At 59.2% G+C, this 23529-nt stretch carries 21 protein-coding genes and 1 riboswitch; of the genes, 9 read left to right on the plus strand and 12 right to left on the minus strand.

From position 1 onward, the window contains the following. Window positions 1-162: 162 nt before the first annotated feature. The 7 genes from HBN61_RS16520 to gshB form a co-directional block, all read right to left on the minus strand. The gene (locus HBN61_RS16520; RefSeq protein ID WP_170047235.1) at window positions 163-1434 is read right to left on the minus strand and encodes a dihydroorotase; all 1272 of its coding nucleotides are present in this window, start codon (window positions 1432-1434) and stop codon (window positions 163-165) included. Then, window positions 1431-2435 carry an aspartate carbamoyltransferase catalytic subunit gene (locus HBN61_RS16525; protein ID WP_047278345.1) on the minus strand — a complete coding sequence of 335 codons (1005 nt, stop codon included), beginning with the start codon at window positions 2433-2435 and terminating at the stop codon, window positions 1431-1433. The genes HBN61_RS16520 and HBN61_RS16525 overlap by 4 nt, the downstream gene beginning before the upstream one ends. Before the next feature lie 12 nt (window positions 2436-2447). Further along, window positions 2448-2966 carry a bifunctional pyr operon transcriptional regulator/uracil phosphoribosyltransferase PyrR gene (gene pyrR / locus HBN61_RS16530; RefSeq protein ID WP_094991638.1) on the minus strand — a complete coding sequence of 173 codons (519 nt, stop codon included), beginning with the start codon at window positions 2964-2966 and terminating at the stop codon, window positions 2448-2450. A gap of 82 nt (window positions 2967-3048) precedes the next feature. Further along, window positions 3049-3489, minus strand: coding sequence for a Holliday junction resolvase RuvX (ruvX, locus tag HBN61_RS16535; protein ID WP_094991637.1), 441 nt, complete (start codon window positions 3487-3489; stop codon window positions 3049-3051). Continuing rightward, entirely contained in the window at window positions 3489-4061 is a 573-nt protein-coding gene (locus tag HBN61_RS16540; RefSeq protein ID WP_094991636.1) for a YqgE/AlgH family protein, read from the minus strand. The genes ruvX and HBN61_RS16540 overlap by 1 nt, the downstream gene beginning before the upstream one ends. A gap of 66 nt (window positions 4062-4127) precedes the next feature. Next, complete coding sequence (locus tag HBN61_RS16545; protein ID WP_170047237.1) at window positions 4128-5027, minus strand: energy transducer TonB; 900 nt, start codon at window positions 5025-5027, stop codon at window positions 4128-4130. A 76-nt stretch (window positions 5028-5103) separates the two neighbouring features. Continuing rightward, window positions 5104-6057: a glutathione synthase gene (gshB, locus tag HBN61_RS16550; protein ID WP_094991634.1), complete on the minus strand. Its 954-nt coding sequence runs from the start codon at window positions 6055-6057 to the stop codon at window positions 5104-5106. A gap of 268 nt (window positions 6058-6325) precedes the next feature. Between gshB and pilG the strand changes: the two genes are divergently transcribed. Genes pilG through HBN61_RS16585 form a run of 7 tightly spaced genes read left to right on the plus strand, consistent with a single transcriptional unit; the run spans window position 6326 to window position 17164 of the window. Continuing rightward, window positions 6326-6733 (plus strand): twitching motility response regulator PilG, encoded by a 408-nt coding sequence (pilG, locus tag HBN61_RS16555; protein ID WP_094991633.1) that lies wholly within the window; start codon window positions 6326-6328, stop codon window positions 6731-6733. Between the two features lie 42 nt (window positions 6734-6775). Further along, window positions 6776-7153: a twitching motility response regulator PilH gene (pilH, locus tag HBN61_RS16560; protein WP_169962174.1), complete on the plus strand. Its 378-nt coding sequence runs from the start codon at window positions 6776-6778 to the stop codon at window positions 7151-7153. Between the two features lie 10 nt (window positions 7154-7163). Further along, a complete protein-coding gene (locus HBN61_RS16565; protein ID WP_170047239.1) occupies window positions 7164-7703 on the plus strand; it encodes a chemotaxis protein CheW in 540 nt (179 codons plus the stop codon). Window positions 7704-7756: 53 nt separating this feature from the next. Next, window positions 7757-9814 (plus strand): methyl-accepting chemotaxis protein, encoded by a 2058-nt coding sequence (locus HBN61_RS16570; protein ID WP_094991630.1) that lies wholly within the window; start codon window positions 7757-7759, stop codon window positions 9812-9814. A gap of 27 nt (window positions 9815-9841) precedes the next feature. Continuing rightward, complete coding sequence (locus tag HBN61_RS16575; protein ID WP_170047241.1) at window positions 9842-15763, plus strand: Hpt domain-containing protein; 5922 nt, start codon at window positions 9842-9844, stop codon at window positions 15761-15763. Next, entirely contained in the window at window positions 15756-16205 is a 450-nt protein-coding gene (locus tag HBN61_RS16580; protein WP_094991628.1) for a chemotaxis protein CheW, read from the plus strand. Before HBN61_RS16575 ends, HBN61_RS16580 begins: the two co-directional genes overlap by 8 nt. A gap of 59 nt (window positions 16206-16264) precedes the next feature. Further along, window positions 16265-17164, plus strand: coding sequence for a hypothetical protein (locus HBN61_RS16585; protein WP_094991627.1), 900 nt, complete (start codon window positions 16265-16267; stop codon window positions 17162-17164). Window positions 17165-17201: 37 nt separating this feature from the next. Here the strand turns inward: HBN61_RS16585 and HBN61_RS16590 are convergent, their stop codons facing one another. The 3 genes from HBN61_RS16590 to HBN61_RS16600 are packed head-to-tail and all read right to left on the minus strand — an operon-like array spanning window position 17202 to window position 19424. Next, window positions 17202-17750 carry a chromate transporter gene (locus tag HBN61_RS16590; RefSeq protein WP_094991626.1) on the minus strand — a complete coding sequence of 183 codons (549 nt, stop codon included), beginning with the start codon at window positions 17748-17750 and terminating at the stop codon, window positions 17202-17204. A 9-nt stretch (window positions 17751-17759) separates the two neighbouring features. Then, complete coding sequence (locus tag HBN61_RS16595; protein WP_169962165.1) at window positions 17760-18323, minus strand: chromate transporter; 564 nt, start codon at window positions 18321-18323, stop codon at window positions 17760-17762. Between the two features lie 24 nt (window positions 18324-18347). Next, on the minus strand, window positions 18348-19424 hold the full coding sequence (locus HBN61_RS16600) for a TauD/TfdA family dioxygenase (RefSeq protein ID WP_170047243.1): 1077 nt from the start codon (window positions 19422-19424) through the stop codon (window positions 18348-18350). Between the two features lie 278 nt (window positions 19425-19702). Between HBN61_RS16600 and trhA the strand changes: the two genes are divergently transcribed. Beyond that, window positions 19703-20320 (plus strand): PAQR family membrane homeostasis protein TrhA, encoded by a 618-nt coding sequence (trhA, locus tag HBN61_RS16605; RefSeq protein ID WP_170047245.1) that lies wholly within the window; start codon window positions 19703-19705, stop codon window positions 20318-20320. Between the two features lie 47 nt (window positions 20321-20367). Here the strand turns inward: trhA and HBN61_RS16610 are convergent, their stop codons facing one another. Further along, the gene (locus HBN61_RS16610; RefSeq protein ID WP_094991623.1) at window positions 20368-21213 is read right to left on the minus strand and encodes a formate/nitrite transporter family protein; all 846 of its coding nucleotides are present in this window, start codon (window positions 21211-21213) and stop codon (window positions 20368-20370) included. A gap of 104 nt (window positions 21214-21317) precedes the next feature. Then, window positions 21318-21719 carry an acyl-CoA thioesterase gene (locus HBN61_RS16615; RefSeq protein WP_047279442.1) on the minus strand — a complete coding sequence of 134 codons (402 nt, stop codon included), beginning with the start codon at window positions 21717-21719 and terminating at the stop codon, window positions 21318-21320. A gap of 195 nt (window positions 21720-21914) precedes the next feature. Next, window positions 21915-22021, plus strand: a riboswitch (S-adenosyl-L-homocysteine riboswitch). Window positions 22022-22043: 22 nt separating this feature from the next. On the opposite strand from HBN61_RS16615, the gene ahcY reads away from it, so the two are divergent. Continuing rightward, the gene (ahcY, locus tag HBN61_RS16620; RefSeq protein WP_094991622.1) at window positions 22044-23453 is read left to right on the plus strand and encodes an adenosylhomocysteinase; all 1410 of its coding nucleotides are present in this window, start codon (window positions 22044-22046) and stop codon (window positions 23451-23453) included. Window positions 23454-23529 lie beyond the last annotated feature (76 nt).

Consider the following 23529-nt stretch of genomic DNA (forward strand, 5'->3'; position numbering starts at 1 on the left):
GAGACGAAGATCCATGGCGGACACCTCTTTCCAGGACACATCACACCTCCTAAGGGGTCAATGTGTCCTATTAAAAGTGTTCGCGATGTCTCCGAACATTGTGTTCGCTATGTCCCCGGTCCATACATCCCGGAGGCTGGGGTGGAGGTGTAGGGCGACCTCTTAGCCTTCGTAGCTGATTCGACCGTCCACCAGCGTGTAGCGTACGGCGCCCGGCAGGCAATGGCCCAGGAACGGGCAGTTATCGCCTTTGGAGAGCCATTTTTCACCGGCCACGGTTGAAGCACCCGGATCGAACAGCACCAGATCGGCAGCCGCCCCGACACTCAAGCGACCCGCTGGCAGGCTCAAGGCATCTGCCGGGCCTGTGCTCAAACGCGCCAACAAGGTCGGCAAGTCCAGTAAACCGTCTTCAACCAACGTCATCGCCAAAGGCAACAACAGCTCTACGCTGCTCATGCCTGGCTCGGTGGCGCCGAACGGTGCCAGCTTGGCGTCCCGTTCATGGGGTTGGTGATGGCTGGAAATGGCTTGTACCACGCCGGATTTGACTGCTTCACGCAGTCCGTCACGGTCGGCACGGGTGCGCAGCGGCGGTTGCACGTGGTAGACGCTGGAGAAGTCCACCAGCGCTTCGTCGGTCAGAATCAATTGATACAACGCCACATCGGCAGTGACCTTGAGGCCGCGCGCCTGAGCTTGCGCGATCAAAGCGACGCCGCGTGCGCTGGTCAGTTGACTGAAGTGCGCCCGCACGCCGCTTTGTTCGACCAGCAACAGGTCGCGGGCCAGCGCTACGGTTTCGGCCGTTTCAGGTATGCCGGGCAGTCCACGGAATGCGGCCATCGGGCCATCGTGGGCCAGGCCGCCTTCAGCCAGGTCACGGTCTTGAGAGTGGAAAATCACGGTCAGGTCGAAGGTGGCGGCGTATTCCAGCGCGCGGCACAAGGTGCGCGTGTTGCTGAAGCTGGTGAGGCCATTGCCGAACGCTACGCACCCGGCATCGCGCAGGGCGATCAGTTCAGCCAGTTGCTCGCCTTCCAGCCCCTTGCTCAGCGCTCCGATGGGGAACACTTTGCAGTTGCCGGCTTCGCGGGCGCGGTCGAGGATTAGCTCCGCCACTGCCGAAGTATCGAGCACCGGTTTGGTGCGCGGCGGGCAGCACAGGCTGGTCACACCACCGGCTGCGGCGGCACGGGTTTCGCTGGCAATCGTGCCTTTGCGGCTGTAACCCGGCTCGCGCAGGGCAACGTTCAAGTCCACCAGCCCGGGGGCCGCCACCAGGCCTTTGGCGTCTAGCGTGCGGGTCGGCGTGAAACCGGCCGGGGCTGCGCCCATGGCGACGATTTTGCCGGCTTCCAGGTGCAGGTCGGTGATCTGATCCAGCTGGCTGGCGGGGTCTATTACACGGGCGCCGAGAATGCTGAGCTTCACTGGGCGTTCTCCTGTTCGAATTGGCGCTGGGCCGTTTGCCCGCTCATGGTCATGGACAACACCGCCATGCGCACGGCGATGCCGTAGGTCACCTGATTGAGAATCACCGAGTGGGGGCCATCGGCCACCGCCGACTCAATCTCCACGCCACGGTTGATCGGGCCGGGGTGCATGACGATGCAATCGGGTTTGGCACCCGCCAGCCGGGCAGTGGTCAGGCCGAACAGGCGATAGAACTCGCCTTCGCTCGGCAGCAGGCCGCCGGACATGCGTTCGCGTTGCAGGCGCAACATGATCACCACGTCGACGTCCTTCAGGCCTTCAGTCATGTCGGTGTAAACCTTGACCCCGTATTGCTCGATGCCGACGGGCAGCAGGGTTTTCGGTGCGATAACGCGAATGTCCTGACAGCCCAACGTTTTGAGCGCGATCATGTTCGACCGCGCCACCCGCGAGTGCAGGATGTCACCGACGATGGCCACCGACAGGTTCTCAAACCCACCCTTGTGACGGCGGATGGTCAGCATGTCGAGCATGCCCTGGGTCGGGTGCGCATGACGGCCGTCGCCGCCGTTGATGATCGCGACCTGCGGGCAGACGTGTTCGGCGATGAAATGCGCCGCCCCCGAATCGCCGTGGCGCACCACGAACATGTCAGCAGCCATGGCTTCAAGGTTGCGCAAGGTATCGAGCAGGGTTTCGCCCTTGCTTGCCGAGGAGGTCGACACGTTGAGTGTGATCACGTCGGCAGACAGGCGCTGAGCTGCCATTTCAAAGGTGGTACGGGTGCGGGTGGAGTTTTCGAAGAACACATTGCACACGGTCTTGCCGCGCAGCAACGGGACTTTTTTCACGGCCCGGGCGCCGACCTCAAGGAATGAGTCGGCGGTGTCGAGGATCTCTGTCAGCAGCTCTCGGGACAGGCCGTCGAGCGACAGAAAGTGGCGCAGCTGGCCCTGATCATTGAGCTGCAGCGGGCGCTTGGCATCTGTAGGCGTCATCGCAGTGGTCTCTTAAAGGGCTGGGTCTTGAGATAGGTCTTGAAGCTCGAGTGTCAGCGGCGCAGGGCCGGACAACTTTACCCGCTCGGTCGGCTTGAGCGACAAGGTCGCGCCCACCACATTTGGCCGAATCGGCAGCTCGGCGGCGTCCAGGTCAAGCAGGCTGACCAGGGTCACGCTGGCCGGACGACCATAGTCGAACAATTCGTTCAGTGCCGCGCGGATGGTGCGCCCGCTCATCAGCACGTCGTCGATCAGCACCAGGTGCTGGCCCTCGATCTCGAACGGCAGGTCGGACGGCCGCACTTGCGGGTGCAGCCCGTTCTGGCTGAAGTCGTCGCGGTAAAACGAGACGTCCAGCGTGCCCAGCGGTGCATCGCTGTCCATGGCGCGCAACAGTGCCTGGGCCACCCAGATGCCGCCCGTGCGGATGCCGATGTAACGCGGCTCGGTGATGTTGCGGCGGGCCAGATGGGCCTTGAGATCAAGCGCCATCTGAGAGATCAGTTCAGCGGGAACAGGCAGGATCATGGTGGCTCCTTAAAAGGCCCGCGCAGGATGCGTGCTGCGGCGGGCGCAAACAATGAGGTGCGTCAAACATGTAAACGCAATGTCAGGCTTGAGGTTCAGCCGTTTTTTTGTCGAGCCAGCCTTGCAGCACCAGTTTGGCGGCGATGGCGTCAACGGGGTTGTCGCGGTAACTGCCACGCTGGCCGCCCTGGGCCTTGCGTTCGCCCTTGGCTTCGAAGGTGGTCAGGCGTTCGTCGTGGGTAAAAACGGGGAGATTGAAACGGCCATTCAAGCGATTGGCAAATTTTTGCGCACGGGCGCAAAACTCGCTGGGGGTGCCGTCCATGTTCAATGGCATGCCCACCACCATGGCATCGGGCTGCCATTCCTTGATCAGTTTCTCGATTTCTTCCCACTTCGGGATGCCGTTCTCGGCTTTCAAATTGCACAGCTCGCGGGCTTGCCCGGTAATCATCTGGCCGACGGCGACACCGATGGAGCGGGTGCCGTAATCAAAACCCAGCAGTAAACGTAGGCTGGCCATCAGGCGTGACCTGCTTGAGTGCTTAACAAGTTGAGGTTAACTCCGAGGTGTTTGGCGGCCGCGTCAAGGCGCAACTCGCTAGAGGTGTTAAACAGAATGTGGGCAGAGTACGGGCACGTAAGCCAGGCGTTGTCTGCCAGTTCCGCTTCCAGTTGACCAGCTTCCCAGCCGGCATAGCCCAGGCAGATCAGGCTGCGTCGCGGACCGTTGCCGTCGGCGATACTGGCCAGCACATCCAGCGACGTGCTCAGCGCCAGCCCGTCTTCGAGTTCCACCGTGGCGTCGAAATTCATGCTGGCGGGATGCAGGACAAACCCTCGGTCGGTCATGACCGGCCCGCCCGCGTAAATCGGTACGTGCTCACACAGTTCGGGCACGCCACGCTCGGGGCGCAACTGCTCAAGGATGTCCTTGAGGTTCAGGTCCAGCGGCCGATTGATGGTCAGGCCCATCGCACCATTGGCCGTGTGCTCGACGATGTAGGTCAAGGAGTGAGCAAAATTCGGGTCAGCCATATGCGGCATGGCGATCAGGAACTGATGCTTGAGGTAGGTCGGTGCGCGGTTTTTCATGAGCCTTAGTGTGGCGCTGACAAGTGAAACTGACAAGTTGGCTGATTGCGCCCATTTTCCGGGCTATTAATTACTGGACAACCGATCGCCCTGGGCGAATTTCCAGGTGCGAATGATTTCGAGACGGTCGATGTCGGCCAAGTCACCGCTGAACGGTGCAAACGGCGCGGCCAAGCGTACGATGCGCTGCGCCGCTTGATCCAGCAGCGGCTGGCCGGAGGATTCGAGCACCAGCACTTCATGCAGCGAGCCGTCACGATTGATCGAGACCAGCAACCGCAGCTTGCCGTAGATTTTTTCGCGGCGTGCCTGTTCCGGGTAGTTGAGGTTGCCGATGCGCTCAATCTTTTTGCGCCAGTCTTCTTTGTACCAGGCACCCTTGTCGCGCATGGTCGAAGCCGCACTCATGCGGTAAATCTTGGGCCTTTTGGCATAGAGCTGTTGCTCGTTGGCCAGCTCGGCTTCGAGGCTGGAGATCTCGCTCGACAGTTGGGAGCTGTCAAACGAAGGAATGCTTGCCTTGGGCGCGGCTTCGGTGATGACCTTTTGCGGCTCGCGCGTGGCTTTTTTCGGCTTGGGGGCGACGGTGGTGACGGCGGCCTTGGGGGCTGCCTGCTTCTGTTCGGGGCGGGCTGCAGGCGGCGGCGTGACCTTTTTGACTTCGTTGGCCTGAAACGGCGCCACTTCTGTGGTTTTGGGCACTGCTTTCTTGTCCAGCGTGCCGCTGCCTTCCTGATTGTCCTGGGCCAGAAAGTCCGCTTTCTTCGGTGTTTTCTCGCTCTTGAACGTGGACAGGGTGATTTCCAGGGTTTTGCTGATCTGTTTGGGCTCGCTCATGCTGAACCCGACGCCGAGGATCACCGCCAAATGAATCAGTGCCGCGACAAACAGCGTAAACCCCAGGCGATCAGCCGCGCGCACGCGGTTGTGCGTGAGTTCAGGGGGCAGGTCGCTTGGACGTGTCATGGCAAAAGACCAACATCGCGGGTTTCACAGGCTGCGCATGATAACGCAATGTTGGTCTGTGTCTGGCGGATAGAAATCAGCGAGTGGCCAGTTTGCGCTCGATGGCGTCCATCAACAGCGCACCGATGTTGGTGCCGAACGCGTTATCGATCTCGCGGATGCAGGTCGGGCTGGTGACGTTGATTTCGGTCAGGTGCTCACCGATCACGTCAAGGCCTACGAACAACAAGCCCTTTTCACGCAGGGTCGGGCCGACCTGCTCCGCAATCCAGCGATCCTTGTCGCTCAGCGGGCGGGCTTCGCCGCGACCACCGGCGGCCAGATTGCCGCGTGTCTCGCCTTGGGCCGGAATGCGCGCAAGGCAATAGGGCACAGGCTCGCCGTCGATCATCAGGATGCGTTTGTCGCCGTCCTTGATCCCGGGCAAATAGCCTTGCGCCATGATTTGCTGAGTGCCATTGGCGGTGAGGGTTTCGAGAATCACCGACAGGTTCGGGTCTCCGACGCGATGACGGAAAATCGACGTGCCGCCCATGCCGTCCAGCGGCTTGAGGATCACATCACCGTGCAACGCCGCAAATTCGCGCAGGACATCGGCGCGACGGCTGACGACCGTCGGCGGTGTGCATTGGGTGAATTGCGTGGCGAACAGTTTTTCGTTGCAGTCGCGCAGGCTTTGCGGCTTGTTGACGATCAATACGCCGTCACGCTCGGCCTGTTCGAGCAAGTAGGTGGAGTACACGAACTCCATGTCGAACGGTGGGTCCTTGCGCATCAGGATCACGTCGAGATCGCTGAGGGCCGTGTCGGTTTCGGCCTCAAGCTCAAACCATTTTTCCGGGTCAGCGAACACCTTGAGCGGCTTCATGCGCGCCCGCGCCTTGCCTTCAGTGAGGTACAGGTCTTGCTGTTCCATATAGAACAGCGTCCAGCCGCGCGCCTGCGCAGCCAGCAACATGGCCAGCGAGCTGTCCTTCTTGTAGGAGATGCTCGCAATGGGGTCCATGACAATCCCGACTCGAACGCTCATGGCAAATTCCTCAAAAGTAGTTAGCGAAGACAATCCTGTGAAAGCGATCAGCAGGCAATTAAAAGTGGCGCCAGAGTGGCGCCGAGTGTGGTCTCGGTCAAGGAAAAACCGTCTTCGCCGGCAGGCTGCGGGAGGTTCGATAGATTGCATGTAGAGACTGTGCTAAAAAGGCTCGCACAGCACCTGCAGCCCTTGTCTACCAAGGACTTGGGCTACGGGATCGCAAAGTTGTAACAAAACGGGTCGCCGTGGCGATGGTAGAGCACATATGGACAAGCATTCCAGCGCCTTGAAGGTGATGGTGATTGACGATTCGAAAACCATTCGCCGCACCGCCGAAACGTTGCTCAAAAACGTCGGTTGCGAGGTGATCACTGCCGTTGATGGCTTCGATGCGCTGGCCAGGATTGTCGACCACCATCCGCACATCATTTTTGTCGACATCATGATGCCGCGCCTGGATGGCTACCAAACCTGTGCACTGATCAAAAACCACCGTGCGTTCAAGTCCACGCCCGTGATCATGCTGTCCTCCAAAGACGGCCTGTTCGATAAGGCCAAAGGACGAATCGTGGGGTCTGATCAATTTTTGACCAAGCCTTTCAGCAAGGACGAGTTGCTCAGCGCTATCAAGGCACACGTGCCCGGTTTCACGGTTGTACAAAACGCTCACTGATGTTCGGTCATCAGGCCGCTCACCTAATAAATGGGGAACACCATGGCTCGCATTCTGATCGTCGATGACTCGCCGACTGAAATGTACAAACTGAGCGGCTTGCTCGAAAAGCACGGCTATGAAGTGCTCAAGGCGGTCAATGGCGCTGATGGCGTCGCACTGGCGCGTCAGGAACACCCTGATCTGGTCCTGATGGACATCGTGATGCCGGGCCTCAATGGGTTCCAGGCCACGCGTCAATTGTCCAAAGACCCGGAAACCCAAGGGGTCCCGGTCATTGTGGTGACCACCAAGGATCAAGAGACCGACATGGTCTGGGCCACGCGTCAGGGGGCAAAAGGGTATTTGACCAAGCCGGTCGATGAGGACGCGCTGATCAAAAAAATCAAAGAAAACCTGCCAGCCTCCACGCACAAGTGATGGCTGCGCCATGCCTGACTCACTGACCGCGTTTGAACTGCTGCTCGATATTGACCAGCGCTGCCGCTCGCTGGCGGCGGGGCCTGTTGCTGAGTCAGTAGCGGCGGATACCTGGAGCGGTATCGGTTTTCGCATTGGCGAGCACTGCTTTGTAGCGCCAATGGGGGAAATTGCCGAGATCCTTCATGAGCCGCGTTTCACGTTGTTGCCTGGCGTCAAGCCATGGGTCAGAGGTGTCGCCAACCTGCGTGGGCAACTGCTGCCGATCATGGACCTGTGCGGCTTTTTCGGCGTCGAGTTATCCCCGTTGCGCAAACAGCGCCGGGTGTTGGTGCTGGAGTACGAAGACATCTTTGTCGGCCTGCAAGTCGATGAAGTCCTAGGCATGCAGCACTTTGCCCTGACAGATCTGGATACCGACCCACCCGTTTCCCCCGGTTTACCTTTCGCGCCTTATGTTCAAGGGCGTTTCGCCGCCGCGCATGCGTGGTGGGTATTCAGCCCGTTTGCCTTGGCGCAAGCGCCCGAATTCCGGGCGGTCGCGGCGTGAACAGTGAGCAAGTGCTACTTCGAGCATCAACACAGCATGTCAGGGCCTGATCGATGACCACAGCTACTAACGCAAAACCAATGGAAGGGTCGCGCAGCCGTTCGCAGATCATCGTGCTATTTATCGCCCTGATCGTGTTCATCATGCTGTTGTTCGCCAACTTTGCTTACCTCAACACCCAGTCCAACTACGACAAGCAATACATTAGCCACGCGGGCGAGTTGCGCGTGCTATCCCAGCGCATTGCCAAAAACGCTACTGAGGCAGCTGCCGGTAAAGCCGCGGCGTTCCGCCTGTTGAGCGATGCGCGCAACGACTTCAGCCAGCGCTGGGGCTACCTGAAAAATGGCGACCCGGCCACCGGTCTTCCCGCTGCGCCCCCCGCCGTACACAAAGAAATGCAGGCCGTGCAGCGCGACTGGGAGCAGTTGCTGAGCAACACCAATGCTATTTTGGCCAGTGAGCAAACCGTACTCTCGCTGCACCAAGTGGCCGCAACGCTGGCCGAAACCGTGCCGCAGTTGCAGGTCGAGTCCGAAAAAGTGGTGGAGATTCTGTTGCAACGTGGCGCGCCGGCCAGTCAGGTGGCGGTGGCACAACGTCAGTCGCTGCTGGCCGAGCGGATTCTGGGCGCAGTCAATACCGTACTGGCCGGGGACGAAACCGCAGCGCAGGCAGCCGACGCCTTCGGGCGTGACGCCAACCGTTTCGGTCAAGTGCTCAATGGCATGCTCGAAGGCAACGCGGGCATGCGCATTTCACAGGTCGAAGACAAAGACGCCCGCGCCCGCTTGCAGGAAATCTCGGAGCTGTTTCAATTTGTATCGGGCTCGGTGGATGAAATTCTCGAAACCTCGCCGCAGTTGTTTCAAGTGCGCGAAGCCGCGAGCAATATTTTCAGCCTGTCGCAGACCTTGCTCGACGAAGCCTCGATGCTGGCCAACGGCTTTGAAAACCTTGCCAGCGGCCGCTCGCTGGACATTATCGGCGGCTACGTACTGGGCTTGCTGGCGCTGGCGTCGATCATCCTGATCGGGTTGGTGATGGTGCGCGAAACCAATCGTCAACTGCGCGAAACCGCCGAGAAGAACGACCGCAACCAAAACGCGATCATGCGTTTGCTGGATGAAATTGCCGATCTGGCCGATGGCGACCTGACCGTCACGGCTTCAGTGACTGAAGATTTCACGGGCACTATCGCTGACTCGATTAACTACTCGATCGATCAACTGCGGGATTTGGTGGCCACCATTAACCTCACCGCCGGGCAAGTGGCGGCCGCGGTGCAAGACACCCAGGCCACTGCCATGCAACTGGCTGAAGCCTCCGAGCATCAGGCCCAACAAATTGCCGAAGCGTCGGGCGCCATTCAGCAAATGGCCCATTCCATTGATGAAGTATCGGCCAACGCGTCAGAGTCCTCGGCGGTGGCCGAACGCTCGGTGGCGATTGCCAACAAAGGCAATGAAGTGGTGCACAACACCATTCATGGCATGGACAACATCCGGGACCAGATTCAGGACACTGCCAAGCGCATCAAGCGTCTTGGCGAGTCTTCTCAGGAGATTGGCGACATTGTCAGCCTGATCGATGACATTGCCGACCAGACCAATATTCTGGCGCTGAACGCGGCGATTCAGGCGTCCATGGCCGGGGATGCCGGGCGCGGCTTTGCTGTGGTGGCCGACGAAGTTCAGCGGTTGGCTGAACGTTCATCGGCAGCCACGCGGCAAATCGAGACCCTGGTGCGGGCGATTCAGGCTGACACCAACGAAGCCGTGATCTCAATGGAACAAACCACCACCGAAGTGGTGCGCGGTGCACGTCTGGCGCAAGACGCCGGGGTGGCACTGGAAGAGATCGAAGGCGTGTCGCAAAACCTCGCGGAACTGATTCAAAGCATTTCCAATGCCGCCCAGCAGCAAACCACATCGGCAGGCCAGATTTCCTTGACCATGAACGTGATCCAGCAAATCACCAGTCAAACCTCGTCCGGCTCGACCGCCACCGCCGACAGCATTGGCAACCTGGCCAAGATGGCCAGTCAGCTGCGGCGTTCGGTGTCCGGCTTTACCTTGCCCGACACCCCTGAACCGCGTGAGCCTCAGTAGTGCGGCGCAAAATTGACGGGAGTCGTTATGGTTGACCGGCACGACTACGTAGCCCTTGAGTGGGTCAAAGACGAAATCGGCGAGACCCTCAAGCTGGCCCGCACGGCGCTCGACGGCTATGCGCTGCAGCCTTCACCCGAGTCGCTGGCACAGTGCCTTGCGTGCGTGCATCAAGTGCACGGCAGTTTGTTGATGGTCGAGTTTTATGGCGCGGCATTGCTGGCCGAAGAGATGGAACTGTTGGTGATCGCCCTGCAACAGCGGCGCGTCAGCCAGCTCGACGAAGCTGTGCGTGTGCTGCAACAGGCTTTTACCCAATTGCCGCTTTATCTGGACCGTGTGCACAGCGCCCGGCGCGACTGGCCCTTGGTGGTCTTGCCGTTGATTAACGACCTGCGCACCGCCCGTGGCCAGCCCCTGCTTTCGGAAACCAGCCTGTTCAGTCCGCCGTTGCAGGCGCTGCCGCCGCTGGAGCCCGAGGCGCTGGCCCAACTGCCGACGCAAGACCTGTCCGAGCGGGTTTCAGCATGGCGGCAAACCCTGCAAAGCGCGTTGCTGGGGTTGCTGCGTGGGCATGACGTGCCCAGTCAGCTGGAGCAACTGGCCGACGTGTTTGCGCAACTGGAAGCGCACTGCCGGGGCGCGCCCCTCAATGCCCTGTGGAAAATAGCCTCGGCGCTGGTTGAAGGCATGCTCAAGGGCAAAGTCGCCAACAGCCCTGCGCTGCGCAGCCTGCTCAGAGAAACCGATAAGCCGCTGCAACGGTTGCAGACCCAGGGCATCGAAGCGGTCAATCAGCCAGCCTCTGACAGGCTCGTCACCAGCCTGCTGTTTTACATCGCCAAGGCTGAGCGACCCACGCCGAAAATGCTCAGCCTCAAAGCCTTATATGAGCTGGACGAAGCCATGCCTGATGCGGCCATGGTCGATGCTGAGCGCGCGCGGCTTGCCGGGCCGGACCGAGATGCCATGCGCTCCGTAGTGGCTGCCTTGTGTGAGGAACTGGTGCGGGTCAAGGAGCGCCTCGATTTGTTCGTGCGCAGCGACCGCACCCACGTGTCGGAGCTCGGCAATCTGTTGGCGCCGCTGCGGCAGATAGCCGACACGCTGGCCGTTTTAGGCTTTGGCCAGCCGCGCAAGGTGATCATTGACCAACTGGCCGTGGTGCAAAGCCTGGCTCAGGGCCAGCGCGAACCCACAGACCCGGTGTTGATGGACGTCGCCGCTGCGCTGCTGTACGTCGAAGCCACGCTGGCCGGGATGGTCGGCAGCGTCGAGCCTTCGCAGCGCGAAGAAAGCCGGCTGCCCACCACCGACCTGATGCAAATCCACCAGTTGGTGATCAAGGAAGCGCGGCTGGTGTTCGACGAAGCCAAAGACTTGATCAACGATTACCTGGCCGCCGATTACGACCGTCAGCAGTTGCAGGCGGTGCCAGGCTTACTCACGCAAATTCGCGGGGCGCTGGCGATGATCCCGCTCAACCGCGCGGCCAGCCTGTTGCAAGCCTGTGATGATTACTTGTGTGAGCACTTGCTGCTGGGCCACGAGCGGCCCGATGCGCTGCAAATCGACCGCTTTGCCGACGCGCTGGTGAGCATCGAATACTACCTGGAGCGTCTGGCCCAGGACCCCGGTGCGGCAGGCGAGGCCGTGCTGGACCATGCCGAGCACAGCCTGATCGCACTGGGGTATGCCCCGGCCGAACGCAATGTCCCGCGGCTCGATGACATCCTCAGCCCCACCGAAGTGCTGGTGATGGAAGACTTGCAAGAACTGCAAGACCCGGACGTCGTGCAAAGCTTGGCTGACGTGTTGGCCAGCCCGGTGTCGGCGCTCAACCCGCCTGCGCAGCACATCCCCGGCAGCCTGTTGCCGCCCCCGGTTGACGAAGTGCCGGTGGACGAAGAGCTGCTGGAGGTCTTCCTCGAAGAAACCGATGAAGTGCTGATGGCGCTGCACGAAGCCTTGCCACAGTGGGTCGCCAACCCGGCGGACAGTACTGCACTGGGCGAGCTGCGACGCGGCTTTCATACCTTGAAAGGCAGTGGGCGCATGGTGCGCGCATTGGTGCTGGGCGAGTTGGCATGGGCGGTCGAAAACCTGCTCAACCGTGTGATCGAGCGCAGCGTGGCGCCGGGGCCGGCGATCCATCAGTTGCTGGAAGACACGCTGGAGATCCTGCCCGATTTGATTCACGCGTTTGCCGAGCGAAACCAGCGTCAGCGCGATGACGTCGACGCACTGGCCGCCCAGGCGCATCACTTGTCCAAGGGCGACCCTTCGCCGCTGTTGATTGAGCAGGACAGTCCGACCTTTGACCCGCAATTACTTGAGATCTTTCGTCAGGAAGCGCAGACCCACCTCGACACCTTGAGCCGCTTCCTCGATCAGGCCAGCGCCCACATGCCGCTGTATGCCAGTGATGATCTGCAACGTGCGGTGCATACGCTCAAAGGCAGCGCGCACATGGCGGGCGTATTGCCCATGGCTGAACTGGCGACACCGCTGGACCATCTGGTGCGTGAGTACAAAGCCCATCATGTTGCGTTGGACCTGGACGAAATCGAGCTGCTGCTGGAAGCCGTCGGTTTGTTGCATCGTGGCTTGAAGCAATTGGACGTCGATCCACTGGCCGAAATACAGGGCGCTCGGTCGCTGATTGAGCGCATCGAATGCTTGATTGCCGACCGCCTGGATGCGTTGCTCAATGCGCCTGGCAGTGCGCTGGCACCCCAGCGCGATCCGCAGCGCATCACGGAGTTTCTGGAGCAGGGCATGGACACCCTGTTTGATGCTGAAGACCTGCTGCGTCACTGGCGTCAGCACCCGCATGAGCGCGAAGGGCTCGACACGCTGCTGGACCTGTTGACCACCTTTGGCGAGTTGGCACATGTGCTCGACTTGCATCCGGTTGATGCGCTGTGCGAAGCCTTGCTGGATCTGTATGGGGCGGTTGAAGAAAGCAGCCTGGCCGTCAGCGATGTTTTTTTCGACGCCGCCGATCATGCTCACGAAGCGTTGATTAATATGCTCGATCAGTTGGCCGCAGGTCAGGAAATCACCCCGCAGCCGACCCTCATCCAGACCTTGAACCAGTTGCTGCAACAAGGGTTGGCGCCCGAGGCTACGGGGTTAATCCGTCGCGATGGCAGCCGCAGCCTCGACATCACCGAGCTGGGGGCTGCCACCGCGCAACTGGATAAATCCGCTTACGAGGACGAGGCAGACGGGCTGGACGATGAAATTGTCGCCATTTTTCTCGAAGAAGCCGTCGACATTCTGGAGAGCGCTGGCCAAGCCTTGCAGCGCTGGTTGAGCGAGCCTGAAAGCCTGGCGCCCTTGTCCGCCTTGCAGCGAGACTTGCACACCCTAAAAGGTGGGGCGCGCATGGCAGGCGTCGTTCCGGTGGGCGACTTGGCCCATGAATTGGAACATTTGTACGAGGGCCTGCTGGATCGACGAGCCAGCGAAAGTCCGGCGCTGGCGCAATTACTGGTGCGCAGCCATCAGCACCTGGCACTCATGCTCGAACAGCTGCAACAGCAGCAACCGCTGCGCGAGCCTTTCGAGCTGATTGAGGCTATTCGCAGCTACCGTCAGCACCCCCCCGTGCTTACCGAACAGCCCATAGCTGAGCCGGACACGGCCTCAGATGGCGATCCCGAGTTGCTGGAAATCTTCCTCGAAGAAGCCTTCGACATACTCGAAAGCTCGGGCGCTGCATTGGCACGTTGGCAAGCTGAGCCTCAGAGCACCCTTGAAGTCGAAAACCTGCTGCGCGATTTGCACACCCTCAAAGGGGGCGCACGCATGGTGGAAATCACCGCCATTGGCGACTTCGCCCATGAGCTGGAAACCCTGCTTGAAGACGTGTCCGCGGGCGTTGTAACCCCGGATGCCGAGCTGTTTGCCTTGTTGCAGGTTTGTCATGATCGCACCGCGCAGATGCTCGATGCCCTGCGCAGCGGGCAGCCGTTGCAGTCGCCGCAGGACGTGATCGAGCGTATTCGCGGCACCGAACGTTCAGTCCCGCAAGCGCCCCAGACGCTCGCGCCGAACAAGGCCGAAGCGGGTGCCACGGCGCTGACCGAAGGCGAGCGCACCGGGCTGGACACCGTCAAGGTACCGGCCGAACTGTTGGAAGACATGGTCAACCTGTCGGGCGAAAGCTCGATGATTCGCGGACGCATTGAGCAACAGATCAACGATGGTCACGTCGCGCTCAATGAGATGCAAACCACACTGGAGCGCATGCGCGATCAGCTGCGTCGACTCGACATCGAGACCCAGGGCCGTTTGCACAACCGCCCGCACAGCGAGGCCGAGGGGCTGGCCTATGACGAATTCGACCCGCTGGAAATGGACCGGCATTCGCAATTGCAGCAACTGTCGCGTGCGTTGTTCGAGTCCGCGTCTGACTTGTTTGACCTCAAGGCCACACTGGCCGCGCGCAACCAGGACGCACACAACCTGTTGCAAAAGCAGGCGCGGGTGAACACCCAGTTGCAAGAAGGCCTGATGGGCACGCGCATGGTGCCGTTCGAGCGCGTATTGCCGCGCCTCAAGCGGGTGGTGCGCCAGGTTGCCAGCGAGTTGGGCAAGCAGGTTGAATTCAGCGTCATCAATGCCGAAGCCGAGATTGACCGCAATGTGCTGGAGCGCATGGTGGCGCCGTTGGAGCACATGCTGCGCAACGCCGTCGACCACGGCCTGGAGCCCAGCGAGGTGCGTCATGCCAGCGGCAAGCCCGAGCAAGGGTTGATTACGCTTGAGCTGTCCAACGAAGGCGGCGACGTGGTGTTTGATATCCGCGACGACGGCGCCGGTGTCCCCCTTGAAGCCGTGCGCCGCAAAGCGATCCATCGCGGCCTGCTGGACCCGCTCAACAGCGTTAGCGACCGCGACGTGTTGCAGTTCATCCTGCAGCCGGGCTTCTCCACGGCCGAAAAAATCACCCAGATTTCCGGGCGCGGCGTGGGCATGGACGTGGTGCACGAAGAAGTGCGCCAGTTGGGTGGCAGCATGACCCTCGACTCGGTGGCGGGGCAGGGTGTGCACTTTCAGATCCGCTTGCCCTTCAGCGTTTCCCTCAACCGGGCCTTGATGGTGCAGTGCGCCGATGAGCAATATGCCATCGCGCTTAACACCGTTGAAGGCATCGTGCGGGTCATGCCGAGCGAGTTGGAAGGCTATTACCAGCTCAACCCGCCGCTGTATCACTACGGCGGCCAGACCTACGAACTGCGCTACCTGGGCGAGTTGTTACAGACCGTGGGCAAGCCCAAACTGGCAGGCGAAACCCATTCATTGCCCGTGCTGCTGGTGCATTGCCAGGACATGCGCGTGGCGTTGCAAGTGGATGCGCTGGCGGGCTCGCGCGAGATCGTGGTCAAGAGCCTCGGCCCACAGTTTGCCGCTGTACAGGGGTTGTCGGGGGCGACGATTCTGGGGGATGGCCGTGTAGTACTGATTTTGGATTTGCTGGCATATATACGCGCGCATCAAGTGCGTCAGCCCTTGCAGCGGGCTCAGCACGAGGCGGGCGGCAGCCTCGAATTCATCCCTGCCGTGCGCCCGCCGTTGGTGCTGGTGGTCGATGACTCGGTGACCGTGCGCAAAGTCACCAGCCGCCTGCTGGAGCGCAACGGCATGAACGTCATCACCGCCAAAGACGGGGTCGACGCGATGAGCGTGCTCGAAGAACACACCCCGGACCTGATGCTGCTGGACATCGAAATGCCGCGCATGGACGGCTTTGAAGTGGCCACGCACGTGCGCAACGACCCGCGCCTCAAAGACATGCTGATCATCATGATTACCTCGCGTACCGGGCAGAAGCACCAGAACCGCGCCATGGCCATTGGCGTCAACGACTACTTGGGCAAGCCGTATCAAGAGTCGGTGTTGCTGGAACGCATCGCCTACTGGAGCACTTTCCATGCTTGATCACCGTGTAGGCAGCCTGACGTGCCTGCTCTTGCCGCTGGCCGATCGCTACCTGTTACTGCCCAACGTCGCCATTGCCGAACTGATCGATTACCAGCGTGGCGAACCCAGCAGCGACTCCCCGCCCTGGCACCTGCGCCAGATCATCTGGCGCGACCATCCCCTGCCGCTCATCAGCTTCGAAGCCGCCTGCGGCAGCCCGCTGCTGATCGGTGACCGGGCGCGCATCGTCATCCTCAATACCCTGAGCGGCAACCCGGCGCTTAAGTACATCGCCATGGTGGTCCAAGGCATCCCGCGCTCCTACAAACTCGACAGCCAACTGAGTTTCGTCGACGTGCCACTCTGCCCGCTGGAACGTGCAGCCGTGCAAGTGGGCGAGCATGTGGCCAAGATCCCGGATTTGTGGGCGCTGGAGCAGCTTGTGCTGGAGTCGCAGTAGCTCAGCGTTATTGATACAAATAAATTGAACGTGGACGTTAATGAACAGGAGTTGTGTGGGTGAGTGATTTGCTTATGGATATATCGAGTGTTCCCTACGGCATCGATATTTTTTACTGGTTTCTAGCCATGGCGGCGGTGGCCATTCTCGTGATGAAGCTGCCAGTGGGCATGGGCTGTGGCTTGGGTTTTCTGGTCTCTGGCATTAGTGCCTTCCTCATATTGTTTCATTTGTCATTCACGCACGAGTTCGCAGGCAATGCCGAGGCGAACTCGAAAGATCACGCAACGAATTTGATTGAAACGGTATCGCGCGAAAGCGTCAGGTGCCATGCGGACAGCGCCGCATGTGAAGGGTTACAGGTAGCAAAGGCTGAGGTGGTCACGTTGATTGAAGGCAAGCGACAGGATGCCTTTGAGTCCATGGTATTCACGCTATTGACCAACTTCACCATCATGACTTTGGGGGGCGTCGCGGCGGGTTTAGTGACCACTGTCATGTTGCGTCGCACCCGCGCGGACGAGGATGAAGCAGAAGAGTCAGCCATGCGGGTGAACAGTCGCGGATTCATACTCGGGCTGTTCAAGCTGCTGTTGGTGATGGTCTCAGCTGCGTTGTTGGCGCTGTACGTAAAGCAGTACCTTGACGCGCAGGGTGTTGCGAGCCCTAATCAGGCCGCTTTTCATCAACTGTGGTCTGCAGGGTGGGTGTCACTGGCGGGTTATGCAGGGGCTTATTTCTTTTACAACGGCAAACCTTATGGGCGCGTTGTCATGTACATCGTGTTCTTGTTCATTGCGTGCGCGCTGGGTTTATATCTGAACGGGATAAAACACGTCCCTCTGGTCGTGAGTGGGGGGGTTGGATGGCCGACATTGTTCATTGTTGGCGTACCGCTTATCACGGCAGTGTGGTTGATGGCGGCGGCCAGACAACAGAAGAAGCTCGCGACCCTTTAAAGCCGTAAAGGAAGCATGTGCGTGGAAAGTTGAGTCCTTAGCTTCCAAACCAGTACGCCCCCGACTGAGCGCTTAGCAATCCTAGCCCTACGCCCGTGGCGATCAACCAAAGGGGGTTGAGCTTGCTGAACACCACCACGAGGGCACTGACTGTTGTCAGCAACAGGCTGAGGCGATTGAGCTCAAGACTGCCGATCAAAATGTAACTGGCTGCCAGTATCAACCCGATCGAAACAGGCACGAGTGCGCGCTTGGTCATGAGCACCCAAGGTGTATCGGCATGATGCTCCAGCCAGCCTGCGCCAAACCATGTTAACGCAGAGCACGGCAGCAATTTGGCGATCAATGTCGCCAACGCTCCGGGTACGCCCGCCACGTGTTGCCCGATGAATACCAGAAACATCCCGTTCGGGCCGGGCAGTGCTTGCGACAGGGCAAAAAACGACACGAACTGAGCGTCGTTCAGCCATCGCATCTCGGCCACCGTGTAACGGTGAATATCCCCCAGTGCCACGGTGTTACCGCCGATGGCCATCAGCGACCACAACCCGCACTGGAGCATCAGGTGAAACAGTACCGGCTGCATGGTTGCTCCTCAGGCGTTGCGGTCAATCAGGCGCCAGACCATCGAGACCGTAATGCTGATCAACAGTACGGTCCATAACGGCACCACCAGCACGCCCATCAATATGAAGGTCAAAACGAACACGGTGTAATTGGCGGTAGCAGGTGGCATGGCCTTGAGCAGACGCAATGCAGTGCCGAGCATCAACCCTGTGGCAATGGGTGAAATGGCGCCAAACACGTGCTGGACGGTTTGATGTTGCCACCATGAGGCATACGCCAGGCCCGCCGAAACAGCGATGAGCGAAGGGAAGCAGTACAGCCCCACCACAGCAAGGCAGGCCCCCTGCAACCCGTGCTGCTTTCGCGCATAGATAATTGCCACGTTGCAGACATTAGGGCCAGGGAAGAACTGCCCGATGGCCAGTAGTTCATTGAAGGTTTTTTCATTCACCCAGCCACGCCGATCAACCATCATCTGCCGCGCCCACGGCAAAACCCCGCCAAACCCTAAAAGCCCAACCCATGCGAAGTTGTAAAAAAGTTGCCAGCGTGTGGGCTTAACAGGCGCGATGTGATCCAGGTGCTGTGGCATAGCGATCTCCCCGAAAAGACAGGGTTAAACCGTTATCTGGTTGTAGTGAGCAAGACGTTCCTGAAACGTTTTGATGTCAGGAGAGATTGCCCAGCCTTGATACCCGCCGCGAAGTGAGCCCGCCTTAATAGAGCCGTATGCGTATGCGTGGCTTTTCGGCAACGGCCTGCTCACAGCAGTGGCCAACCATTGACGGAGTAAATGTCTTTGCTGTGAAGGCTTGCTCCCGTCCCGAAATGCTGCACGTGCATGGCAGACGACATGATTGTTCAGGCATTGAAGGTCGCCCGGTTGTAAGTCCATTTCGACATTGAGGTCAGCATCTCCCGCTATACGCTGGAAATGGTCCAGTGCTTTGAGTGTGAGCGGGTTAATTTTTGGTGTGTGGCTTAATTCTTGCATTGCCAGGATCCGTTTTCTGTAGAAACGGCAGCTGAATGCGCCCGGCATCCTCGTAAATACGGGGCACATGAAGAATCCGGGCTCACCGATTTCGGTTTTGCTGACATCGATGAAGGGGAGGGGTAAAGAGAGGGCTCTGCATTCAAGGGGGGATTGGGTTGAGAGGTGATGATGAATGGTCAGACTGCTTACCACTTTAAAACGGCCGCCCTCAGCGGCTTTTGAAAGGCAGAGCAGCGTTACCAAGTCGCAAGCATCGACATGGAATTCCATTTCACTGGATGTGTTATGGCCTCGTATGTTCTGCGGAGACAGATTGTCTTTGTTTCGAACCTCAACTAATAGCGCTTCAGTTTCATTTTGAATTAACGGTACGCCCCTATGCAGACCGATGCCCCATGCTAATAAACGAGCAAGTGGTAGCGGTTTGTTCGCCACGGGTATGCCTCTTATAAGAAACAGGCCGCAGCCATGTTCGCATTCGACCAGAGCGTGTTGCAGAACAGTGTGTAGGGTCGGTAAGGGGACGTCTGCCGGTGTGCATTGCAAGGGGCCTTTGTGTGTAGCAATCAAGTGTCGGAGTGCTCGCTCCCGTTCCGCGATTTGATGCTGAGTCAGCTCGTAAAGCCATTTGTGCGAAATGGCCAGTAGGCTTTTTCGGTTCCAGTGAGGTGATGTCCATGTAGGCGTCAGCTTCATGAGATCTCCCGCAGGCTGTTATTTATGGTGGGCCTGTTGAGTGATTCTGGGCGTGCATGCCGGGAGGCTATGTCAGGTTGGATGGGTGATTTGTGTGTGAAAAGTGCGGATTTTGTGTGGGTAAAGTCTGAAGGATTTGACTTACAGGTCTTAGGATTAGAGGGGGGGAATGCTGTCTTCCTCGACGAACGGCGCATTGCCCTTTAAGTTCGCAACCTTGACCCTTATCTCGTATCAAAGTGACACCGTCGCACGATCGGCTATTGAGGATGTTGCAGATGTATCACGGAGAAAAGCTCAATGCCTGGACTCACTTGCTGGGGGCCGTGGCCGCCGCAGTGGGCAGTGTTTGGTTGTTGGTCATGGCGTGCCTTGACGGCAGCCCGCAGAAGATTGTCAGCGCGGCGATTTACGGGGTCACGCTGGTGTTGCTGTACAGCGTGTCGACCGTTTATCACAGCGTGCGCGGGCGGTCCAAGGTGATCATGCAGAAGTTTGATCACCTGTCGATTTACTTGTTGATCGCCGGGAGTTACACGCCGTTTTGTCTCGTGACGCTGCACGGGCCGTGGGGCTGGTCGCTGTTCGGGATTGTCTGGGGCATGGCGGTGATCGGCATGCTGCAAGAAATCAAACCGCGCTCCGAAGCACGCATTTTGTCGATTGTGATTTACGCCGTGATGGGCTGGATCGTGCTGGTAGCGGTCAAGCCCTTGCTGGCTGCGCTAGGAACCGCGGGCTTTATCTGGCTGGCCACGGGCGGGGTGATGTACACCGTGGGGATTATCTTTTTTGCCCTCGATCACCGCCTGCGCCATGCCCACGGCATTTGGCACCTGTTCGTCATCTGCGGCAGCCTGCTGCATTTTGTGGCAATCGCGCATTACGTGATTTAACCAGCAAAGCCACCCGCTGGGGCGCGTTGCCCCTGCGGGTGGTGCGATCAGCTTTTCTGCGGTTTTTGGTTATCGCTGCGAATTTGCGCATGGCTGATCAAGGCAAAGATAAAACTGCCGCCAATGATGTTGCCCGCCAGGGTGGGGCCGGCAAAGATCAGCCAGAAGTCCTTCCAGGGCAGCTCGCCTGCAAACACCAGGTACGACACTTCCGCCGTGCCGACGACGATGTGGGTGAAGTCGCCCAGCGCCATCAGGTAGGTGATGAGGACGATGATCCACATCTTGGCGCTTTCCATCGAGGGGATCATCCACACCATGGTTGCGATCATCCAGCCCGAAATAATGCCTTTGGCGAACATTTGGCGGGTGTCGTTTTCCATGACCTTGCGCCCGATTTCCAGGAAGGCGTTGTCGGTCTGGGTGTCGAAAATCGGCAAGTGCAGCATGGCGTAGGCCACCAGCAGGGTACCGAGCAGGTTGCCCACCAGCACCACGGCCCATAACCGGAACAGGCGCCCGAAATTGCTCAGCGTCGGTTTGCTCATGATGGGCAATACGGCGGTGAGGGTGTTTTCGGTAAACAGTTGCTGACGGGCCAGAATCACCGCCAGAAAGCCTGCGCAGTAGCCGAAACTGGCAATCACTTTGAAGGCTTCGCCGCTGGGCAGTCGCGAGTTGAGCAACCCCATGGCCATGAGCGACAGGCCCATGGTGAGCCCGGCAGCCAGTGCCGACCAGAACAGGGCAGCGACGCTGCGCTCCAGTTCCTGATCACCCTGCAAACGGATGATTTCATGCAGCACTGCCGCGCGCGGGGGCTGGTTTTTGGTGACGTCGTGCTCTTCTTCAGCCGACAGGTTCGGGGTGTTGCCAGTGCTTTTGGTGTCCATGGGGCTTCATGACCGTTGGCGTATGTAAGCGTACGACACGCACGGCATGAAGCTGTTCACTCAAACCCGTAATCGCTGCTCGGTTGGCACGTACAACGGTGGCATCAGGCCTGGTTTTCATCCTGGAACTGATCTTTGACGTATTTGATTTCGGTGCGTCCGTGGGGGGCGGGCAGGCCGTCTTCACCCAGGTTGACGAACACCATCTTGTCGACGGTGAGGATGCTCTTGCGCGTGATCTTGTTGCGCACTTCGCAGGTGAGGGTGATGGAGGTGCGGCCGAATTCGGTAGCGGTGATGCCCAACTCGATGATGTCGCCTTGGCGCGAGGCGCTGACGAAGTTGATCTCGGAGATGTATTTAGTCACTACGCGCTGATTACCCAACTGAACGATGGCATAGATCGCGGCTTCTTCGTCGATCCAGCGCAGTAAGCTGCCACCGAACAGGGTGCCATTGGGGTTGAGGTCTTCGGGTTTAACCCATTTGCGGGTGTGGAAATTCATGTTCACTCCTGACCGTCTGCCGTTAGATGCCGCGCATGATGTCAGACCATGGCGCCCAGCTCTATTAAGCTTCGACTATGGTCTCGATTAAGCAAATGAAAAAGCCTTGGATAAAGCCTTGGGATCATCTGCCCGGATGGCTATAATCACCCCCGCTTCAAAACGGTCATTGTCATCCAGTACCGTTCCCGCCACCTGTCCGAGGGGCGCTGCAGCAGGTCTTACCTGTCAGGCTCGGATGGGGCGTTGTTTGTTCAGGGCTCCCTGGGCAGGCACTCAACGCACAACGGCGCCCATTCGCGATTAAACGAATGGAGGCTCTCTATGAGCGCTGTAAACACGCCTGCAGGTTTTACCGACTACAAAGTTGCTGACATGTCCCTTGCCCCGTGGGGCCGTCGTGAAACCTTTATCGCCGAGTCCGAAATGCCGGCGCTGATGGGCCTGCGTCGCAAGTATGCCGCTGAACAACCGCTCAAGGGCGCGAAGATTCTGGGCTGCATCCACATGACCATCCAGACCGCCGTACTGATCGAAACCCTGGTTGCCCTGGGTGCCGAAGTGCGCTGGTCGTCGTGCAACATCTTCTCGACTCAGGACCAGGCCGCTGCCGCTATCGCTGCTGCCGGTATTCCGGTTTTCGCCTGGAAAGGCGAAACCGAGCAAGAGTACGAGTGGTGCCTTGAGCAAACCATCCTCAAAGATGGCCAGCCTTGGGATGCCAACATGATCCTGGACGACGGCGGCGACCTGACCGAGCTGCTGCACAAGAAATACCCGGACATGCTGAAGAAGATCCACGGCGTGACCGAAGAAACCACCACCGGCGTACACCGTCTGCTGGACATGCTGGCCAAGGGCGAGCTGATGATCCCGGCGATCAACGTGAACGACTCGGTGACCAAAAGCAAAAACGACAACAAGTACGGCTGCCGTCACAGCCTGAACGATGCGATCAAGCGCGCCACTGACCACTTGCTGTCCGGCAAGCAAGCCTTGGTGATCGGCTACGGTGACGTGGGCAAGGGTTCGGCCCAGTCCCTGCGTCAGGAAGGCATGATCGTTAAAGTGTCCGAAGTTGACCCGATCTGCGCCATGCAAGCGTGCATGGACGGCTACGAAGTGGTTTCGCCGTTCCTCAATGGCCAGAACGACGGCACTGCTGCCAGCATCGACGCTGCGCTGCTGGGCAAGATCGACCTGATCGTGACCACCACCGGTAACGTCAACGTGTGCGACAAAAACATGCTGGCTGCGCTGAAAAAACGCGCCGTAGTGTGCAATATCGGTCACTTCGACAACGAAATTGACACCGCTTTCATGCGCAAGAACTGGGCATGGGAAGAAGTGAAGCCACAGGTACACAAGATTCACCGTACCGGCCCTAACGATTTCGATCCACAGAACGACGACTACCTGATCCTGCTGGCTGAAGGCCGTCTGGTGAACCTGGGCAACGCCACAGGTCACCCGAGCCGCATCATGGACGGTTCGTTCGCCAACCAGGTGCTGGCGCAGATCTTCCTGTTTGCTCAGAAGTACGCTGACATGCCGGCCGAACTGCAAGCCGAGCGTCTGACAGTCGAAGTGCTGCCCAAGAAGCTCGACGAAGAAGTGGCACTGGAAATGGTTCGCGGTTTTGGTGGCGTGGTCACCCAGTTGACCAAACAACAGGCTGATTACATCGGCGTGACCGTCGAAGGCCCGTTCAAGCCAGACGCTTACCGTTACTGATTAAAGAAAGGCGGCCAGGCTTGTACTGACCGCCTTTTTTTTGTGTGTGAGTTCAGCGTCAGGGGTTGCCGCTCGC

Source organism: Pseudomonas sp. WS 5071, from assembly GCF_012985765.1.
Lineage (GTDB): Bacteria > Pseudomonadota > Gammaproteobacteria > Pseudomonadales > Pseudomonadaceae > Aquipseudomonas > Aquipseudomonas lundensis_A.

Bases quoted from the DNA above. Each gene is read 5' to 3' on its own strand.
- trhA (WP_170047245.1), top strand. From the start codon at position 19,703: ATGTATCACGGAGAAAAGCTCAATGCCTGGACTCACTTGCTGGGGGCC.
- pilG (WP_094991633.1), top strand. From the start codon at position 6,326: ATGGACAAGCATTCCAGCGCCTTGAAGGTGATGGTGATTGACGATTCG.
- HBN61_RS16615 (WP_047279442.1), bottom strand. From the start codon at position 21,719: ATGAATTTCCACACCCGCAAATGGGTTAAACCCGAAGACCTCAACCCC.
- HBN61_RS16525 (WP_047278345.1), bottom strand. From the start codon at position 2,435: ATGACGCCTACAGATGCCAAGCGCCCGCTGCAGCTCAATGATCAGGGC.
- HBN61_RS16540 (WP_094991636.1), bottom strand. From the start codon at position 4,061: ATGAAAAACCGCGCACCGACCTACCTCAAGCATCAGTTCCTGATCGCC.
- ahcY (WP_094991622.1), top strand. From the start codon at position 22,044: ATGAGCGCTGTAAACACGCCTGCAGGTTTTACCGACTACAAAGTTGCT.
- HBN61_RS16575 (WP_170047241.1), top strand. From the start codon at position 9,842: ATGGTTGACCGGCACGACTACGTAGCCCTTGAGTGGGTCAAAGACGAA.
- pilH (WP_169962174.1), top strand. From the start codon at position 6,776: ATGGCTCGCATTCTGATCGTCGATGACTCGCCGACTGAAATGTACAAA.
- pyrR (WP_094991638.1), bottom strand. From the start codon at position 2,966: ATGATCCTGCCTGTTCCCGCTGAACTGATCTCTCAGATGGCGCTTGAT.
- HBN61_RS16595 (WP_169962165.1), bottom strand. From the start codon at position 18,323: ATGCCACAGCACCTGGATCACATCGCGCCTGTTAAGCCCACACGCTGG.
- ruvX (WP_094991637.1), bottom strand. From the start codon at position 3,489: ATGGCCAGCCTACGTTTACTGCTGGGTTTTGATTACGGCACCCGCTCC.
- HBN61_RS16565 (WP_170047239.1), top strand. From the start codon at position 7,164: ATGCCTGACTCACTGACCGCGTTTGAACTGCTGCTCGATATTGACCAG.
- HBN61_RS16570 (WP_094991630.1), top strand. From the start codon at position 7,757: ATGACCACAGCTACTAACGCAAAACCAATGGAAGGGTCGCGCAGCCGT.
- gshB (WP_094991634.1), bottom strand. From the start codon at position 6,057: ATGAGCGTTCGAGTCGGGATTGTCATGGACCCCATTGCGAGCATCTCC.
- HBN61_RS16590 (WP_094991626.1), bottom strand. From the start codon at position 17,750: ATGCAGCCGGTACTGTTTCACCTGATGCTCCAGTGCGGGTTGTGGTCG.
- HBN61_RS16610 (WP_094991623.1), bottom strand. From the start codon at position 21,213: ATGGACACCAAAAGCACTGGCAACACCCCGAACCTGTCGGCTGAAGAA.
- HBN61_RS16545 (WP_170047237.1), bottom strand. From the start codon at position 5,027: ATGACACGTCCAAGCGACCTGCCCCCTGAACTCACGCACAACCGCGTG.
- HBN61_RS16600 (WP_170047243.1), bottom strand. From the start codon at position 19,424: ATGAAGCTGACGCCTACATGGACATCACCTCACTGGAACCGAAAAAGC.
- HBN61_RS16580 (WP_094991628.1), top strand. From the start codon at position 15,756: ATGCTTGATCACCGTGTAGGCAGCCTGACGTGCCTGCTCTTGCCGCTG.